We start from the raw sequence: 17,103 nt of genomic DNA, 5'->3' as shown, positions 1-17,103 counted from the left end.
GTTTCGAGAATTAAATCCTATTATGACGGGGCGCATCGGGGTAGGGTGTTAGAATTTTCGACACTAATAAATAAAGTATTATTATATAGGGTTTTTGTTTTATTTACTTATGATTTACATTAGCTATTATTAATATGAGTATGTATTAATTTGATTAAACTGCTAAATTACTTGTCTCTTAAACTCTGAGAAAAATCAAAAAGTGTATTGCTTTAAATAGCTGTTTTTAGATGAAATCAATGTATAGCAATGAATGGTCCTTCACTCTCTTTACGGCGGAAAACCAGGTATAGCTTATGAAAATTAAGGCAGATAATCTCAATCGGATACAGAAAGAGTCAGGTTGAAGTTTGTCTAGAGATTCTTAGTTAGTACAGCAAATCGGTATTTGTCTTAGTTGATTTTATGATCAGATCCAGAATGCAGCTTTTATAATCTTGCCAATTGCTGCAGAAGGCAGACTGAGGATACCACTCATTTACCCGTACGCTTTCTGTATTTTGACTTAGGAATTTTAAACGTTAAACTCCATTATATTAGATACAGCCTACAAAGCCTTAGAATCGATTTTAAGAGGTTTTAGCTGATAGATATACAAAACTACATAAAATAGAATAGAACGGCTAATAAGGCTCAAATTTTTTGATATAAAGCACCTTATCAGCCCCAATTGTAGTTTTCACTAAACCATACAGTTTATTTAAAGCTAAATTCAATTCAGTTTGTGCTTGGTATTCATACTTAGTAATTCAGTAAAATTATAAATAGCCTGGCGGCGAATAGAACAATATGAATACTTAACTAGCTTTTTGTCTGCTTTGGGAGTGAACAATTTCATACATTGCATTATAGTAATCTTCTCTGGTGATTTCCTCTTTATTTAATTCAAGTAGGGTTTCAATAATTCTTTCAGAGATCGTTTCGATATCTTCAAATAGTTCAAAATCAGGTAGTTCAAATTTGCTTATCTGAAAGTCTTTACCATAAGCTTTTTCACTTTTTATGTCATTGCTCCATTTAGGTTCAATGGAATACCTTTTGAAATATTTATATATCATTGTGATTAAAGTTGAGTTAGTTATTTTATGGAACCTCTTAAGACCATTGCTTGGAATTGTCATTTGTTTACCTTTACACCTAGGATCCTTGCTGTTTTGTTCAATCTTTTTTGTCATATAATGAGTTAATTTAGACTCACTTTTATTTATGTTGCTGTCTTTATTGAAATAGAAGATGTTGCCACTCTTGTATATTTTACTTATAGTGACGGTACCATTATTCCAAAGTTTTTGGAGCTCTGCTTGAGGTATATCATTAAAATTAGCAATAAGATGAAAATGGAAATGTCTCGTTCCTTTTTGGATATCTATTACTGCAAAATATTTAAAGTCACTTCCTTTAAAAAGAGTTGGCCAACTCTCACGTATCCTTTTAGAAAAAGCTGCAAATTCTTTTTTTGCTTCTGTTAGATCATTTGGGTCACAGTTAGAGATTAAGGAATTAAGTCTTCTTGGTATTTCTCGATTAAACTCAGTTTTATATCTGTTCTTAGAATAATTTTCTTTAACATATTTATCTACCTCACTGCGAATAGTATCTGACTTTTTAGTTAGAATTTCTACAGCTTTTTCTCGAAAGTCATCTTCATTTTCATTTAGTTTTTCAGGGTGATTATCGTTACAGGTGGTTAAGTCTTTAATACCTCTTAACTTCTCTAGTTCAGCTCTGGAAAGTTCATGTTCGCAGTTTGATTTACTATCTCCTGTAATAAGACTAAAGTAGTCTTTAGTTCCAAAATCTAATGTTACAAACTTATTAAGATCATCTGCGTTTGCTCTAGAAGTATACTTTATTTTATTTTTTCTAATTCTGTTAGCTCTTGATATTCCCTCACTTCTGGTGTACCCAGATTTTTTTTTAGAGGGAGAATTAAGAGCGTCTTTATTTTCAGGTGTCTTTTTGTTTGTTTTAGAATTTCCCTTAAATATACTGTCTGCATATTTTTTAATTTCTACATAAGAACCAGCAACAACAACTGATTCATCATAATTGGGATTGAAATCAGTATTGATTTCTTCCAGGACTTCTGTAAAGCTTAAATCTTTATTTTTAAGTTTCTTAATTTCGGCTGTTTGTATCATAATATTTAGGCTCCTTTTTAGTTAAATAATAATTACCAAAATTTACTGAGTGTTTTCTCTATATGTTAAAATAAATTGCGCTTTCGATATTTTTTAAAAATAGTTTTAAGAAAATTAAAAAATCATAATTATTTTGAGAAAACATTTCGAAGTTCAATGATCAGTTAGAAATTTAGTTTTAACTTACAATATTATTTTTTGTTCTACAAAAATCGACGAGTTATTTCCTTTTTGTTTAGAACTTTATATAGAGCAAAGGTCTAAAATTTGGAATAAAACTGTTATTAATTTAAATATTTTAGATATCTTTTAGTTTTACAACCTTCAATTATTTGATATAATAAGTGTCAGAATATCTTCTTTCTTGACGGGATTGAGATGTTCTCTTGACCTTGCTGCAGCAAACAGCAGGGTTTTCTTTTTTTGTTAAGAGAACTTATTAATCAAACTTGTAAGCTGCCCCTGGTGTTTCAATAGAGGCAGCTTATACATTTTATGGTCTATAAATTCTTGGTCTTTCCGTTATTTTTACTCCTTGTTGACTTTTTATTATAAAATTATCCTCTGCTTCTAGATCCATTTTTGTCGGAATTATCCAGTCTACATGATCATAATTTTTGGGTATCCCTTTATGACATATTGCTGCATATAACCCTTCTTCAGGAATTAATATCACATCTGGAGGAAGAGTGCTATCAGTGTAGTGAGTGTCTTCCTTATACAGCTTTCCTACCCACCAGTTAGCAAATAGTATATCTAATATTTTTTCATCATCTTCTATACTTAGAGCTTCGCATACATCTTCTAAATCAAACCACAACTGTGATCTCTTCTGGTAACTTTTAACGTTGTGGATTTCATCATCAACAATTAGAGTTAAGTCTTCTTTTAATTTGAGCATATTATTCTCCTTTGCTTTGTCTATATTTTAAAATCTGCTTGATTTGCGCAGCCCCATTTTGCTGTTGAATAACTGAACAAGCAAGCAGAGGCTGCTATTGTTTTATAAGTCTAGTTCACTGATGATTTCTGGATCTTCTTTGATGATTTCGATAATTTTTCTTAGTCCTTCGGGCTTTAAAAATATAGATAAATAGTCTTTAAAAGGAGCTTCAATGTAAACATTATTTACTTTTATATAATAGGAAGAATATAGTTCCTTGAAATATTTATGTTCGATTTTTGAAAACCCTCCATCACTTATAATATTTAAAGATTTACGTATTTGTTCCTTAGGTATTAGAATATTTCCTGTTTCACCTTTGTAACAGTCAAATTTAATGCCCTCAATTAAAATGATTTTAGTTGCTTTAAAATGTTCTCCGTATGGATAACTTTTCGCAGATAATCTGTTTTTATAATCATGACTATTTGTTTTAAAGAAATTATCTATTATCTTTTTATTATCAGTAAATGAATTATCTCTTACTATATCTGGAATTTCATCTGCTATCATTTTAATAATTTTATTAACTTTATTATTATTATTGTTTTTTTGATTTAATATCAGCAAAAGAAGGTAAACTCCTTTTGCATTTAAAATAAATTCTCGATTAAAAGTTTTATTATACAGTATGAAACCTTTTGTATCATCTGGTAATAAAGAATAAGCATCAGTAATTAAAATAAAGTCATTGTCTATTGTATGTTCGATATTAACATTTAATTCCCTATATATATCATTTAAGAGATACCAGGTTTCATCATCCATTACTGTTGTTCTCACATCTTTAATCTCATTTTTAAATAAATTAACTTTTTCCATCATTATTTGTTCCCCCTTTAAGTTATTATTGATTCTGGCTTCATTTATATTTGAGATCAGATATGATTCAGGGAACCTTTCTGATTTTAGTTTCTAATTTTTCTGCTGTAATCATATTAATATCTCCTTTCTTGACGGGATTGAGTTGTTCTCTTAGAATGGCTGCTTCAAAGAGCAACCTAATCATCTTGCATTCAGATACCCTCAAAGTTAAGGGTTATTCTTTATCTAAGAAAACTGTGACTTGATTAGTTTAAATAGTTATGTGATTAATCTGATATTATTTTATCCATTTCTTCAATAACTTCTTTTTCTCCAATTCTATTTGCAAGATACTTGCTATAAATTTTCCTTACCTTTCTACCGTTTGGCTGCTCAGATTTTACAACCACTTCAATAGCGCCTTCTACTGTGAATCTTCTTTCACCTGTTGATGTTAGATAAGAGAATTCTTTTTCTTTCAGCCAAGGACAATCATTTAGTATTTTTTCTACACCTTCGATTGGGTCCTCAAATTCTAAGAAAAATCCCACAACTTCCTGACTGACTCCAATTTCTATAACTTCTCCCAATAAAATCACCTCCTTATAGTTCATTTTTAAAACTAAGCTGCATCCAGTGGAAACATTGCTAGATATTCAGCAATCAGATCTTTGGGTAGTTTATGAGAAGGTTTGATATCAACAATTTCATAGTCAACAGTATTTCTGAGGCTAACTGTAGTCCCTTCTGTTTTTTGATAGACAAGCTCTCCTAAATCTGTTTCAATTGAGATATTATCTTTCTCAATACCGTGTTCATCTTCAGGGACAAGCCGATAAACCAGTTCTTCATCAGTATCTAAATCCTTAACGGTGAATTCATCAAATAAGCTTACTACTCTTTTTCTTTCATCTATTTTTTCGGCCAATGTGTTATTAAAGGACCTGACTTTATGAGCGGCTTCTTCCATGTCATCTTCACTGCCAATTAGAAATAGAGTATCAGTCGCTGCTGCGATTGATGTGTACAGAAGCTGGTTATCAAATTTTTCAGTGTCACCAGTTGGAAAAACAGCCACAACATTGGGAAATTTGTTACCCTGGTTATTTTTCACAGTAGTAACATAGCCCAGTGAGACTGTTTTGAGATCTTTTTCTCTGAATATCATTTCTTGGCGATTTTTTAACTGTATATAAAGATGATCTTCTCCGACTTCTGTAACTACACCGATATTTCCCTTATAAATATTTTTCTTTTTATAATCCTGGTTTATAATGACTTTATCATCTTTTTTAAAGCCGCAGAACTCTTTAGTCTCTTCTGAATTTAAAAGTGGTCTCATTGCCAGATTTAACTTGTATAAGTCCAAAGTGTCAACTTCAGGTATTATTATCTGATAGTCTAATGGAGAAGAATCAATAGATGAAATTGAGACCACCTGCTGCAGCGATTCAAATATTTCTTTTTTATTATCTTTATTTAAGAAATATAGATAGCCTGTATCCTCAATTTCCAAAATCTCTTTTCTGCTGATAGACTCTAAAAGTTCAGTGATTTCTTTCCTGGTACCACTATCACGAAGCTTTTCGAGGAAAATAGGATTTATTCTGGATGAGTTTAGTAGTTCCAGAAAAACATTCCCAGTTCCATATCCAGATAGCTTATTTTTATCCCCTAGAAGAACTATTTTAAAATCTGAATAAGCAGCAGTAAATAGATGTTTTGCCATATTAAGCCCACACTTGTGGAAATCAGTGACAATTATTAGTCCTTCACCTTTAATGGGATGATGCTCATCCTGCTGAAATTCTCCGTTTTCATAGGAGAGTAGTTCAGATAGCGGCTGAAAATTCAATTCCGTACCCTGGGTTAAATTTTCAGCATCCTTTCCCTCAGGAGAAGTAATGATTACTCTCTGATCAGGGTATACATCTTGATGAATATTAGCGGTCGCTTTAATAACTTCAGCTTTCCCTGTTCCTTCTCTACCATCTATTACAGTGAGTTTCTCCTCGAAAGAACTTTTTATCGCTTTTTTCTGCTCTGAGTTGAATGCTCCCAGGCTTTCTTCCTGATTTTTAATCTGGTTTAAAATCTCATCTATCTTATCAGCCTCTAAATCCAGCCGGCGATTAATCTTATCAGCCAGGATACTTTCATCTTTATGGTGCTCAGCCAGATATATTTTATCGTCAATCATTTTAATCCTGTTATCTTTGAGCAGGCTGTTAAGATCTGCTTCCAGGTCTTCAGGAGAAAAGTCCAGTTTGCTGCATAGGCCATCAAACTTCATGTAGGAGCTGCTGTCTATTTCTGTCATTCCTATTAGATTGTCTAGTAAAACTTTACTGATTTTTATCATCTCCTTCTTTAATAATGAGTTTAAACTATATCGTTATTCATAATAACGTTAAAATTAAATTATGAGTCATATAACTTTCATGAGTGAGTTTAAATTTTAACTTTATATAATCTCAAACTGAGAAAACTATCAATTCAGCAATAATGACCGCATACTAAGAATATATCAGATAAAAATTATTATGTCAAATAAAATAACTAAATAAATTGACTTGTTCACTTAAATGTAGTATAATTTACCTAAGAGGTGATGAAATTGAAGTTTGACAAAGAAAAATTTTCAAAGCAGTTGAAATTTGTTACTCAAAACATAAACATATCTGATTATGCCGAAAAATGTGGGATAAGTAGATCATATCTTTCACAGTATATTGGTAAACACAGAGGAAATCCTCCAAAGCCAGAAATTCTAGAAAAGATTGCTGATGCTAGTGGTGGGAAACTAGATTACGAGGAATTGATGGTTACTGCTGGCTATCTTAATGAGAAGCACTACGAAGAAAGAAAGAATATGTTAAAAATCATGAGGCACTATAGAGAAGGTAATAATCTTCCTGAGGGGCTCAAAGATGAATTAAAGCATAAAGAAATATTACCAGATTATGAAGAGCTTTTACCAGTTTATGAATTTGAAAATAGAATTATATGGGAAGATCAGGATGAAAGAGATCGAAAAAGTAATTTTAGAAGTCATTTAAAAGACTATTTTGCAAAAAAAATTGCTGAAAAATCAGATTATGCAGTTAAAGTAAAAGATAATAGATTTAAAGATTTAGGAATTCATAAAAATTATTTAGTGGCAGTAAAAAAATGTCAGCCCAGATCTGGCAAAAAAGTACTAATTATTATAAAGAATGGAGAAGAAAACATTAATACTATTAAAAGGTATTATAGATTGGATAACGGAAAAATTCATTTAGATCCATCTGATAACTCAGAGTCTATTTATGAAGAATCAGAAATCAGAGTAATTGGAGAAATTATAAGCATAAGAGGAAATTAGAAGAGATAATGAAATTCAAAAAATCCTTTATAGTCTCAAAATTATATATGAAAATTTTTTGAGGGCATGCCTTTTATATTTTTTTGCGGCTGCTCTATATAGACCCGACTCTCTTAGAGTAAAGTTTTCCTATTAGTAATCTCAAAAATTGCACAAAATTTCTAGCGGTACCACGACTTAATTATGAATTTTAAATCGACGTTCGACGCCCCACCCCCTAGAGTATAACTGAATACTTAAAGACACTGAGCTGTCTGGATAGTCTCTTAATTGAGGCTTTCCCGGCAGCTCTTTTTTTATGTCTAAATTTAAGGAGGTGAATAGCAGCAGGGTTGGGAGAAGAACGTATTGACTAACGAAAGGGAGGTGAATCAGATGGCTTCTAAGACACTTGTTATTTTACTGCTTGGTGCTTTGGCCTGGCAGAGTCTGTTCAGCGGCAATGTCCTCATAGCTTTGTTCTTTATTCTCTTTGATCTTTACCTAATCTCTGAGTAGTGGCTTATTAGACTAGAAACTCAAACAAAACTAAAATATGGAGGTAATAATTATGTTTAAAAATGAAAATAATGTCGAAACTGTACTGAGACTGAGAGAAATGCTGGTCAGAGCAATGATGGCTGATAATGATGTAATGCAACAGCTGGTCCTAAATAAACTTGAAGAGCTTGGCCTGAAGAGCAAAGAGGAGATTAAATACGCTGAGAAGCTTATTGATTCTAAGAGAGGTGGCAATGTTTTAAAGAAGGTATCTCAGACTGCTGAGAATGGCGTAAAAAAGGCGGCTGGATTTGCCTCTGCTGGAACTAGGAATGTTGCTAAGGTTACCGGTGCGGCTGCTTCAAAGGTCGATAGAGCAGCCCTGAAGGCGATAGAGAAGTCGGTTATCGCTGCCAATTCTACCAGACTTAAATCAGAGAGTGTTTTCTCAGGACTGAAGGATGCGTTCATGGAAGGCTGGAATAATGCTTAGGATTAAACTCAGGGGACTGTCAGTGAGAGCTGATGGTCTCTTTTTTTATTTGGAGGTGAAATTATGCCAGTTAATGGTGTACCGAGTGATGAGTGGAGAGTAAAAAAAGCTTTGGGTCCTTATGCTGAGCCAATGGATGAAGATGAGCTTAAGAGAGCAGCTGAACTTCTTAAGAAAAAGAAAAGATCAGCTGCAGCTGTAAATAATGATGATCAGGAATTTAAGATGCCTTTTTAAATAAATACTAAAAACATAAAGGAGATGAGATTAATGGTAAATATTCAGAAGTTTAGTTTAAGAATCGTTAAGGAGTCAGGTGGAAGGTATGACATAGATAAGTACGTGAGGAACCCATTTCAGGCAAGAGATCTCTTTGTTGAAGTAGTTGAACTGGACAGGAGAGCAGAAGAAGTTTTTGCTATCGCTACCCTTGACGTTAAGAACAAAGTAACAGGGGTATTTGAGGTTTCTACAGGTACCTTGACCTCAAGTCTAGTTACTCCCAGAGAGGTCTTTAAGCGGGCAATGCTGCAGAATGCAGCGGGCATAGTTTTAGCACACAATCATCCATCTGGAGTGTCTGATGCAAGCAGTGATGATATATCAGTCACCAAAAAGCTGCAGAAAGCAGGTAAGATAATGGGGATTAATGTTTTGGACCATATCATTATCGGCAGTAAAGATAATTTTATAAGTATGCAGGAAGAGAATTTAATGAGTGATTAAAGTTTAAGAAGAAAAATTCAATAGATATCAATTAACCTGGCCTGCGCCGGGCTTTTTTTATGTCTAAAAAGCAGAGAAAGGAGGTGATTAAGATGTATGTAAAGCACTGTCCTGAGTGTGGAAAGAAGTCCTACAGCTCATGCAAGAAAGGAGAATGGAATTGTCCGCACTGTGATCATGATCTAAGTAAGGAAGAAGCTCAAAGACCTGAAGAAGACTAAATTATAATTGGAGGCCTGTCTTAATGGTAGGTCTCCTTAAAACTATGAGGAGGAATAAAAAATGAGTGCAAACAGTAAAGTTGTTGATATTAATAAGAATAGAGAGGAATTAATCACTTTCACCGAAGAAGAAGTAGAAACAATCAAGAGGACTGTGGCAAGTGATGCTAATACAGATGAACTGAAGATGTTTCTGCATGTGGCTAAAAGTTACGGCCTGGATCCCTTCAATAAGGAGATTTTCTTCTGGAAGGTAAAAGGGAAGCCCACTATTATGACTTCTCGTGATGGCTATCTAAAGATAGCTGACCGACATCCTCAATATGATGGACTGGTATCAGATGTGGTTCGTAAAAATGACAGTTTTAAAAGAAAATCTGATGGTATTGAGCATGAATACGGAACAGAAAGGGGTGATATCGTTGGTGCCTATGCTCTGGTTTACAGGAAAGATAGAAGCTATCCCGTTTATGTCTTTGCTCCTTTTGAAGAATATAGAGCAGACACTAAGGTCTGGTACAAGTATCCTTCAGCTATGATTCTAAAGGTAGCTGAAAGCATGGCCTTAAAGCGCTCCTTTTCTGTATCAGGACTGGTGTCAAGAGAGGAAATGGATGTGCAGCAGCTGGAAGAGGATAAAGAATCACCGACTAAGAGATTTAAAAAGCAGAAAGAAAAGGAAGATTACATTGATGTAAAGGATAATGCTCAAGATGATTCTCTATCTCAAAGAGAAAAGGAGATTAAAAGGATAGTAGGTAAGTCTCCTAAACTGAAAAATGATTTACTCAACTATCTTGAGCACGCCAAAAAGGAAAATGATATTGGTGAAGAGGAAAAGATGTCGATCAATAAACTGGATGATCAGCAGTTTACCCAGCTTAAGAGTATCCTGCAGACATTTAAGAGATTGGCCTAAATAAAAAAAGAGAGGATGAGCTAAATGAAAAAATTCAAGTTTGATGTTAGTTGGCTGGAAAGACACGGAGGCAGCTTAGTGGTAGAAGCTGAGAACAAAGAGGAAGCTCTAGCTTTACTAAAGTCAGATGAAAGCAGGTTGTTGGAGCTGATGATAGACAAATACGCAAATGAAACCTTTGATTATCTGGGTGAAGTTACTGTTGTTGAAGCTGAAGTTGAGAGAGAGGAAGATGTTACTGATCTTATTATTGAAAATGGAAGCATTATCAATGATTGAACTTATAGAAGGCTCGGGGTTATTTAACTGCCCTGAGCTTTTTTTTAAAAACTAATTATCAGAAAGGAGATAAAAAAATGAGAACAATAATGATTTCAATATTGGTTGTTTCACTGTTATTAGTAGGGTTCTTGAGTGTTAGTAGACCGGTTGTGGATAACTATATTGAAGAGTTTGAATGGAACAGGACCTACCAGGTGAGACAGGGTGACACACTCTGGGAGCTGGCAGAGGAGATAAATTCAGCAAAAGAGGACCCGAGAATTATAATAGCAGCAATCAAGAAGGTAAATAATATAGAAAGTTCACTCAAAATTAATCAAAAGATAATTATACCTGGTAATTAGCCATCATGCAGCTTAAGAATGTCTGATGTTTTTTTATTTAGAAGCTAAAAATCGAAAGGAGATCAAAATGTCTAAAAAGAAAACAGCTCAATTATTGGAAAGTTTAAATGAGAGGATTGATAAGGTTCAAAGTTCCAGTGAATTTAAAAAGGTGCTTAAGTTTTTCTCCAAGTTTCATAACTATTCTTATCAAAATAGTATGCTGATCCTGATGCAGAAGCCTGAGGCCAGTTTTGTTGCTGGCTACAGGCAGTGGCAGAAGAAGTTTAATCGCCATGTCAAAAAGGGTGAAAAAGGAATTGCTATTTTGGCGCCCTTTACCTACAAGAAAGAGGTTAAGAAGTCGAATCTTAATTCAAATTCTGATGATGAAGAAACTGAAGAGGTAAAGAGAACCTATTTTAATACAGTCTATGTATTTGATATTTCTCAAACTGAAGGTGAGCCTGTTCCTGAGCTGGATATGAAGCTTGAAAATACAAATAAAGAGCTTATAAATCTGCTTTTAAATTATGCTGACAGCCAGGAGATTGAAGTTGGTTTCAAACCGCTTTCAGACACCATAGAAGGCTATTCTAGAGGAGGTGAGATTATAATTAATGAGAAAGCCAATGAAACAGAACAGGCCTCTATACTGATGCATGAGCTGGCTCACGAGCATATGCATTTTAATAATGAGAGCAACTCTTTAAATCTGAGTAAGGAAATTATTGAAATGGAAGCTGAGGCAGTTGCCTTTGTGGTGATGGATTACTTTGATATAGAGAGCAAATCGGATAAATATCTAGCCTTATATAAGGAAAGCTATGACTTAATGGAGAGTTTTAAGAGGATTAATGATGTCACCAGCAGTATTTTAGATCATCTTTTAGTGAATGAAGAAAAGGAAGATTCTAAAAAAGATAGTGAGAATAAATAAAAAATTTGAAAGGGGTAATAATTATGATGAATGCTGAAAAGAAGGAAGTTAAAAATAATGATAAGGGTTTTGTAGTTGATGATGACAATAAGGCTACCTGGTGTTTGAGAAAGATAAAGCACTTTAAAAGAAAGCAGGAGAAAAATAAGGATCTGGCTGAGAAACAAATAAAAGAGATTGAAAAAGAAATCAGAGAAGTTGAAGATTGGCTTGATGCTGAAAACTCAAAGCTTGAAAATAGTATTGAATTCATGGAGAGTAAGCTCTATTTGTATGCGCAGCAGCTCAGGGAAGAAAATCCTGATCTTAAAACTCATAAACTACCTTTCGGCCAGCTGCAGTTTAGAACTCAGAGGCCGAAGTGGAAGTATGACAATGATAAACTTTTAGACTTTGCTGAAAAAAATTATCAGGATTTGATTAAAATTAAAAAGAGTGTTGATAAAAGAAAACTTAAATCTCAGGCTAAGATAGTAGATGGTAGAGTAATCATTGAAAAGACTGGTGAGGTTGTTGAAGGAGTTGAAGTTGTAGAAAGAGGAGAAAAGTTTAAGGTTAAGACAGATTAATAATTTAAGAAATCAGAAAAGAAGTTTAAAATATCAAAGCTCAGCTTTAACCGGCTGGGCTTTTTCTAAATCTAAGCTGTAAATCACCTAATTTTATTTAGAATTTATTTTTTAAACTGCTCAGGGTGAGTGATTATTTCATTAATCTGGATATTTGTAGTATTTTAAGTTAATAGATATAATTAAATGGAGAATAAGTTGCTTGAAATTTGTTTTTAAGCAGTAAAAGTAAAAATCTATTGCAACAATTTTAAGAGAGGAGAATTTAAGATGATCAGGATTGATAAAGTGCCTATAAATAAAATCAAGAAAAACCCATCTCTTTATCCAGATGATTTTGACAGAGGAGGCTGGGAAAGATTAGCCAGGTCCATTTCACAGATTAGTATTTTAGAAATGGTTATCCTGCAGAAACTAGATGATGGATATTTGCAATTAAGTGGAGATAAAAGAATAAAGGCGAGCAGGAAAACAGGTAAAACTGAAATTCCTGCTATAGTTGTAGATGATGCTGAACTGACACCAGATAAAATAGAGATGATTAAAAACCTGCAGCCAGATGATATTGATCCACTGGAAAGAGCAATAATTTTAAATAGTTATATCGAAGAGGAAGGTTTAACTAAAAGGGATGCCAGTAAAAAGTTAGGAATTGCAAGAACAACAATCACACTCTGGTTAATTATCCTGGAATATGAAAAGAAGTATCAGCAGGCTATTATAGATAACTTTAATAATAAAGAAGGAGCTAAATTAACATTATCTCACCTAGATCTTGCTAAAAGTTTAGATTCAACAATTGGTCATAAGACAGCTACTAAATTTTTAGATGCGATTATGAAATATAATCTAACAAGGAAAGAAAGTATTGATATGAAGAAATTGATTCAGAAACATCCTAAGCTTGATATAGATGAAGTTGCTGAAATGATAATCAATAGAAAAGATTTAGAAGATGATCTGGCTAAAGGGAATGGTCTGGGAGAAGATTTTAAAAAAATAATGGAGAGTTTTGATACTATTAATGAAAAAATCAGGGTTATTACGGAAGCTAATATTCAGAGTGATAATGAAAAGAAGCAGAAATTATTGAAAGAAATATTATTTACCGAACAGAAGCTGCAGCAGATTTCAGTTGAGACGTTTGGAAAGACTTTAGAAAAGGTCAAAGAAGAGCTGTTATAAGTAAATCTACGCTTTATTTGGAAAGTTTTGTCGAAACTTAAAATATAATTTGCGATTAAAGTAACTATGTATTATAATCAAAGTTGTTAACTAATTGAACATAAGATTTTTTGCTTAATTGTTTAGACAGAGGGAAGAGTTGGAGCAGTCAGTTAATTACATATAATTCCAATGACAACCGATGTCTTAAATGTTCCTTAAAAGGAGTATCAAATGAATCGTATGGAGCCAATCAGAGATACTGAAAATATAAAAGAGATAAAAGAAGATCTACTTAAACAAAGTTACAGAAATTATATGATGTTTCTAGTAGGTATTAATACTGGCTTGAGAGTTAGTGATCTCCTGCGGCTTAAAGTTGATGATATACGAGATAAAAAACATATTATTGTTAAGGAACAGAAAACTTCAAAATATAAGCAGTTTCTGATAAATAAGGTTCTTCGTAAGGAACTTAATGAATATATGAAGGACATGGATAATGATGAATACTTATTTCAGAGCAGGATTGGCAAAAACAAAGCTTTATCCAGGTTTCAGGCGTACAGGATAATAAGTACCGCTGGCAGAAAGGTTGGATTAGAGCGTATAGGCTGTAATTCTACTAGAAAGACTTTTGGTTATCATCATTATAAGAAATATAAAGATGTTGCTTTGCTGCAGAAACTTTTCAATCATTCTGAACCAGCTATAACTTTATGTTATATAGGGATAACTCAGGATATACTTGATGATTCAATAGAAAATTTTTCTTTATGAATTACTTATATAGCACAAAATAGAAGGAGTTAATCTATGAATGAAAAAATCACAGATGTTCTAACAATACTTGATAGAGAAGATAGTCCTTCCCAAAGAGAAATAGCTAAGCAGACTGGTTTTTCAGTTGGTTTAGTCAATACTTTGATCAAAAAATGTGCTAAAAAGGGATTAGTTAAGATTGAGAGGCTGAACTCTAGGAATATAAAGTATATTTTAACTCCTGAAGGAATAAAAGAGAAGACTCAGAAGACTATTGATTATATAAAGAGATCATATCAGGCTATTCAGCAATTACAGAGTAGAGTGACTGAACTTGCTTTAAAACATAGTGCCGAAGGAAAAAAAATATATGTATATAAAGAAATAGATGATGAGATTTTTGAAATTGTTACTGATACTTTGGATGAATTTAATGTTAAGTATAAGGTTATAACTCAAAGAAATGAGTTAAACCAAATGATTGAACAAAATAATAAAATAATTATTTATCATTGGATTTCTCAAATTGAAAAAAAAGAACAAAAAGTTATAAATATATTGAATAATTAAAATTTATTTTTGCAATAAAAAATTTATACTTACTAGTAGATAAGTGAGGTATCTATGTCAAAAAATAAAGAATCAGAAGAATATAATAAGCATTTTTCGAATGTAGCTAAGCAAACTTCAATAAATTTTATAGGAAGAATAGCTCAACTAGTATTTTCTTTTGTTACAAGTATTTTACTTGCAAGAGTTCTTGGTCCAGGTTTATTAGGTCAATATAATCTTGGTAATACAGTTGCGAATTTTACAGCAAACTTTACAAAAATTGGTTTTGATCAGGGTCTTGTTAGATTTATTCCTCTTTATAAAACTAATAATAAACCAGGCAAAATTAAATATTTAGTAATTTTTAGTTTTCTAATTTCTGCAATATTATCAATTCTTATTGGGAGTATTTTTTATTTTTATTCAGATTTTTTAGCTTTAAAGTTGTTTAATGATATAGAAATGTCTGGTGTGTTAAAAATAACTTCAGTATTGATTTTTGTATTTACATATTATAGATTATCGATTTCTGTTTTGAAAGGTATAAAGCGTGTAGATTTTTTTACAATTATAAGTTCTATAGTTGTCCCAATAACATTTTTGTTATCTTTGTTAATTTTACGACAAGCAGATGTATATACAGTTATTTCTGCTAGAATGATTAGTTATGTAATTGGTATAACTATGACGATTATTTTTGTATTAAAAAAAGAGAAAATCATGATAGGGGAAATTAAAAAAATAAATTTGAAAGAATATTTTGGTTTTTCAAGTCCTTTATTATTTATAGGTCTTTTATATTTTTTGATTTCACATATAGATATTTTAATGATAGGACATTTTCTAGAATCAGCTGATGTTGGCGTTTATTCAGTTGCTGTCAGAATAGCTGGAATGGCTGTCTTTTTATTAAGTGCGTCTAACACTATTTTTGGCCCTACAATATCAGAGTTAACCGAGAAGAAACAGTTCAACACTTTAGAAAGGCTGCTAAAAAGTATTTCTAAAATAATTTTTGCTTTTTCATTAAACTTCTTGTTATTTGTAATAATTTATAATCAAGAGATTCTAACTGTCTTTGGCAAAGAATATTTAGTTGGTGGCGTAGTGTTAATGATTTTAACTTTTGGTCAATTTATTAATGCTTCGGTAGGCCCTACAGGAACTATTTTAATTATGTCTGGAAAACAAAAATTCGAAGTTTTTAATTCGATTGCTATTTGTATTATGAACACAATTCTTAACTTGATATTGATACCTCGGCTAGGAATTTTGGGGGCTGCTATTGCTACAACTTCTTCAATTATTATTATAAATATATTTAAAGTTTTAGAGGTTTTTATATTATACAAATTTCACCCCTATAAAAAAAGTTTTTTAAAATTAATATTATTTTCGATGGTATCGGGTATAGTGATATTTTTATGTAGAGATTTAAATATTCATTATATAACAAAACTTTTATTAGCCGTAACTTTCTCAATGTTAATTAATTTTGGTTTAATATACAAATATGGACTTGAAGAAGATGACCAGTTTATTTTAGATAAGATTATTAACAAATTCAAATAAAGATAGGTGTTATTCATGAGAAAAGAAATTAAAACAGTAGTGGTTTTAGGAATGCACAGAAGTGGAACATCTATGACAAGTGCAATTTTAGAAAAACTTGGTATAAATATGGGAGAGGATAAATTAGGCGCAACAGCAACTAATCCCATTGGACATTTTGAGGATAAAATGTTTTTAGATTTAAATAGGAAGATTTTAAATGATGCAGGAGGCAGTTGGGATAATCCACCTTCTAAAGATTCAATTTTGAACCTTAAAAATAAATACAAAAAAGAAATTAAAGAGCTTTTATCTAATAAAATTGAGAATTGGGGCTGGAAAGAACCCCGAACTTCATTGACTATTGATTTATATTATCCTTTTTTATCTAACACATATTTTGTTTATTGTAAAAGGGATGAAGACGATGTTGCAGCTTCATTAAAGAAAAGAAATGATATGGCGTTAGAAGTGGGAAAAAAATTAAAATTTATTTATGATAGTAGAGTAGAAGAATTTCTTAATAAAATTGATGATAACAGAAAAATTATATTTGATTATGATGAAGTTTTAAAAAGCCCCGAAGAAGAAATTGAAAAATTAATTAAAATTATAGATTTAAATGTTTCTGATAAAGAATATGATGAAGCTTTAAATATTGTAATGCCTAAAGATAAGCTTAATAAGCTTGCTCAAAAGAGAAGAAAATATGATACAATATATAGAATAAAAAACTTAATAATTAGAGGAATTAAAGAACCATCTAGAATCCCATATAATGTTTCTAAGCCCGTCAAAGAGATTTCCAAAAGTTTTTTGTAGTAATTTGAATTATGCTCATTAATTTGACACAGTCGTTTTCTTCCTTC

General features: G+C 31.9%; 20 protein-coding genes. 15 read left to right on the top strand and 5 right to left on the bottom strand.

All coding sequences use genetic code 11. The features are described 5' to 3' along the window. Positions 1-797: 797 nt before the first annotated feature. From BW929_RS14380 to BW929_RS14360, 5 genes are all read right to left on the bottom strand, one after another. Positions 798-2,141 (bottom strand): rolling circle replication-associated protein, encoded by a 1,344-nt coding sequence (locus BW929_RS14380; protein WP_076546165.1) that lies wholly within the window; start codon positions 2,139-2,141, stop codon positions 798-800. A 493-nt stretch (positions 2,142-2,634) separates the two neighbouring features. Then, entirely contained in the window at positions 2,635-3,042 is a 408-nt protein-coding gene (locus BW929_RS14375; protein ID WP_076546164.1) for a BRO family protein, read from the bottom strand. Positions 3,043-3,144: 102 nt separating this feature from the next. Then, positions 3,145-3,909 carry a hypothetical protein gene (locus BW929_RS14370; RefSeq protein ID WP_076546163.1) on the bottom strand — a complete coding sequence of 255 codons (765 nt, stop codon included), beginning with the start codon at positions 3,907-3,909 and terminating at the stop codon, positions 3,145-3,147. A gap of 266 nt (positions 3,910-4,175) precedes the next feature. Next, the gene (locus BW929_RS14365) at positions 4,176-4,478 is read right to left on the bottom strand and encodes a hypothetical protein (protein WP_076546162.1); all 303 of its coding nucleotides are present in this window, start codon (positions 4,476-4,478) and stop codon (positions 4,176-4,178) included. A 32-nt stretch (positions 4,479-4,510) separates the two neighbouring features. Then, on the bottom strand, positions 4,511-6,250 hold the full coding sequence (locus BW929_RS14360) for an AAA family ATPase (protein ID WP_084566236.1): 1,740 nt from the start codon (positions 6,248-6,250) through the stop codon (positions 4,511-4,513). A gap of 255 nt (positions 6,251-6,505) precedes the next feature. Between BW929_RS14360 and BW929_RS14355 the strand changes: the two genes are divergently transcribed. The 15 genes from BW929_RS14355 (at position 6,506) to BW929_RS14295 (ending at position 17,056) form a co-directional block, all read left to right on the top strand. Next, positions 6,506-7,252, top strand: coding sequence for an XRE family transcriptional regulator (locus BW929_RS14355; protein ID WP_076546160.1), 747 nt, complete (start codon positions 6,506-6,508; stop codon positions 7,250-7,252). Between the two features lie 348 nt (positions 7,253-7,600). Then, complete coding sequence (locus BW929_RS15305; protein WP_159437167.1) at positions 7,601-7,750, top strand: hypothetical protein; 150 nt, start codon at positions 7,601-7,603, stop codon at positions 7,748-7,750. A 37-nt stretch (positions 7,751-7,787) separates the two neighbouring features. After that, positions 7,788-8,225, top strand: coding sequence for a hypothetical protein (locus BW929_RS14350; RefSeq protein WP_143414057.1), 438 nt, complete (start codon positions 7,788-7,790; stop codon positions 8,223-8,225). 63 nt (positions 8,226-8,288) lie between these two features. Continuing rightward, positions 8,289-8,462 (top strand): hypothetical protein, encoded by a 174-nt coding sequence (locus BW929_RS15300; protein ID WP_159437166.1) that lies wholly within the window; start codon positions 8,289-8,291, stop codon positions 8,460-8,462. 33 nt (positions 8,463-8,495) lie between these two features. Then, on the top strand, positions 8,496-8,951 hold the full coding sequence (locus tag BW929_RS14345) for a JAB domain-containing protein (RefSeq protein WP_076546158.1): 456 nt from the start codon (positions 8,496-8,498) through the stop codon (positions 8,949-8,951). Between the two features lie 282 nt (positions 8,952-9,233). Next, positions 9,234-10,091, top strand: a complete 858-nt coding sequence (gene bet / locus BW929_RS14340; RefSeq protein WP_076546157.1) for a phage recombination protein Bet — start codon at positions 9,234-9,236, stop codon at positions 10,089-10,091. Positions 10,092-10,115: 24 nt separating this feature from the next. Then, positions 10,116-10,370, top strand: a complete 255-nt coding sequence (locus BW929_RS14335) for a hypothetical protein (protein WP_076546156.1) — start codon at positions 10,116-10,118, stop codon at positions 10,368-10,370. A gap of 77 nt (positions 10,371-10,447) precedes the next feature. Continuing rightward, entirely contained in the window at positions 10,448-10,717 is a 270-nt protein-coding gene (locus BW929_RS14330) for a LysM peptidoglycan-binding domain-containing protein (RefSeq protein ID WP_076546155.1), read from the top strand. Positions 10,718-10,784: 67 nt separating this feature from the next. After that, positions 10,785-11,636, top strand: a complete 852-nt coding sequence (locus tag BW929_RS14325) for an ArdC-like ssDNA-binding domain-containing protein (RefSeq protein WP_076546154.1) — start codon at positions 10,785-10,787, stop codon at positions 11,634-11,636. A 23-nt stretch (positions 11,637-11,659) separates the two neighbouring features. Continuing rightward, positions 11,660-12,205, top strand: a complete 546-nt coding sequence (locus tag BW929_RS14320) for a host-nuclease inhibitor Gam family protein (RefSeq protein WP_084566234.1) — start codon at positions 11,660-11,662, stop codon at positions 12,203-12,205. A gap of 270 nt (positions 12,206-12,475) precedes the next feature. Beyond that, entirely contained in the window at positions 12,476-13,390 is a 915-nt protein-coding gene (locus BW929_RS14315; RefSeq protein WP_076546153.1) for a ParB/RepB/Spo0J family partition protein, read from the top strand. A gap of 213 nt (positions 13,391-13,603) precedes the next feature. Beyond that, entirely contained in the window at positions 13,604-14,149 is a 546-nt protein-coding gene (locus tag BW929_RS14310) for a site-specific integrase (RefSeq protein WP_076546152.1), read from the top strand. Between the two features lie 36 nt (positions 14,150-14,185). Then, on the top strand, positions 14,186-14,701 hold the full coding sequence (locus BW929_RS14305; RefSeq protein WP_076546151.1) for a winged helix-turn-helix transcriptional regulator: 516 nt from the start codon (positions 14,186-14,188) through the stop codon (positions 14,699-14,701). Positions 14,702-14,755: 54 nt separating this feature from the next. After that, on the top strand, positions 14,756-16,255 hold the full coding sequence (locus BW929_RS14300) for an oligosaccharide flippase family protein (RefSeq protein WP_076546150.1): 1,500 nt from the start codon (positions 14,756-14,758) through the stop codon (positions 16,253-16,255). Positions 16,256-16,270: 15 nt separating this feature from the next. Continuing rightward, positions 16,271-17,056: a sulfotransferase family protein gene (locus tag BW929_RS14295; protein ID WP_076546149.1), complete on the top strand. Its 786-nt coding sequence runs from the start codon at positions 16,271-16,273 to the stop codon at positions 17,054-17,056. The last annotated feature ends 47 nt before the right edge of the window (positions 17,057-17,103 follow it).

Source organism: Halanaerobium kushneri (genome assembly GCF_900156285.1).
Classification (GTDB): Bacteria; Bacillota; Halanaerobiia; order Halanaerobiales; family Halanaerobiaceae; genus Halanaerobium; species Halanaerobium kushneri.
Note: the sequence above shows the minus strand (reverse complement) of the source record. Positions and strands in the feature narration are given on the sequence as shown.

What these genes read in the sequence shown, in the direction of transcription:
- BW929_RS14380 (WP_076546165.1), bottom strand. Translation starts at nt 2,141, where the DNA reads ATGATACAAACAGCCGAAATTAAGAAACTTAAAAATAAAGATTTAAGC.
- BW929_RS14375 (WP_076546164.1), bottom strand. Translation starts at nt 3,042, where the DNA reads ATGCTCAAATTAAAAGAAGACTTAACTCTAATTGTTGATGATGAAATC.
- BW929_RS14370 (WP_076546163.1), bottom strand. Translation starts at nt 3,909, where the DNA reads ATGATGGAAAAAGTTAATTTATTTAAAAATGAGATTAAAGATGTGAGA.
- BW929_RS14360 (WP_084566236.1), bottom strand. Translation starts at nt 6,250, where the DNA reads ATGATAAAAATCAGTAAAGTTTTACTAGACAATCTAATAGGAATGACA.
- BW929_RS14350 (WP_143414057.1), top strand. Translation starts at nt 7,788, where the DNA reads ATGGAGGTAATAATTATGTTTAAAAATGAAAATAATGTCGAAACTGTA.
- BW929_RS15300 (WP_159437166.1), top strand. Translation starts at nt 8,289, where the DNA reads ATGCCAGTTAATGGTGTACCGAGTGATGAGTGGAGAGTAAAAAAAGCT.
- BW929_RS14345 (WP_076546158.1), top strand. Translation starts at nt 8,496, where the DNA reads ATGGTAAATATTCAGAAGTTTAGTTTAAGAATCGTTAAGGAGTCAGGT.
- bet (WP_076546157.1), top strand. Translation starts at nt 9,234, where the DNA reads ATGAGTGCAAACAGTAAAGTTGTTGATATTAATAAGAATAGAGAGGAA.
- BW929_RS14335 (WP_076546156.1), top strand. Translation starts at nt 10,116, where the DNA reads ATGAAAAAATTCAAGTTTGATGTTAGTTGGCTGGAAAGACACGGAGGC.
- BW929_RS14330 (WP_076546155.1), top strand. Translation starts at nt 10,448, where the DNA reads ATGAGAACAATAATGATTTCAATATTGGTTGTTTCACTGTTATTAGTA.
- BW929_RS14325 (WP_076546154.1), top strand. Translation starts at nt 10,785, where the DNA reads ATGTCTAAAAAGAAAACAGCTCAATTATTGGAAAGTTTAAATGAGAGG.
- BW929_RS14320 (WP_084566234.1), top strand. Translation starts at nt 11,660, where the DNA reads ATGATGAATGCTGAAAAGAAGGAAGTTAAAAATAATGATAAGGGTTTT.
- BW929_RS14315 (WP_076546153.1), top strand. Translation starts at nt 12,476, where the DNA reads ATGATCAGGATTGATAAAGTGCCTATAAATAAAATCAAGAAAAACCCA.
- BW929_RS14310 (WP_076546152.1), top strand. Translation starts at nt 13,604, where the DNA reads ATGAATCGTATGGAGCCAATCAGAGATACTGAAAATATAAAAGAGATA.
- BW929_RS14305 (WP_076546151.1), top strand. Translation starts at nt 14,186, where the DNA reads ATGAATGAAAAAATCACAGATGTTCTAACAATACTTGATAGAGAAGAT.
- BW929_RS14300 (WP_076546150.1), top strand. Translation starts at nt 14,756, where the DNA reads ATGTCAAAAAATAAAGAATCAGAAGAATATAATAAGCATTTTTCGAAT.
- BW929_RS14295 (WP_076546149.1), top strand. Translation starts at nt 16,271, where the DNA reads ATGAGAAAAGAAATTAAAACAGTAGTGGTTTTAGGAATGCACAGAAGT.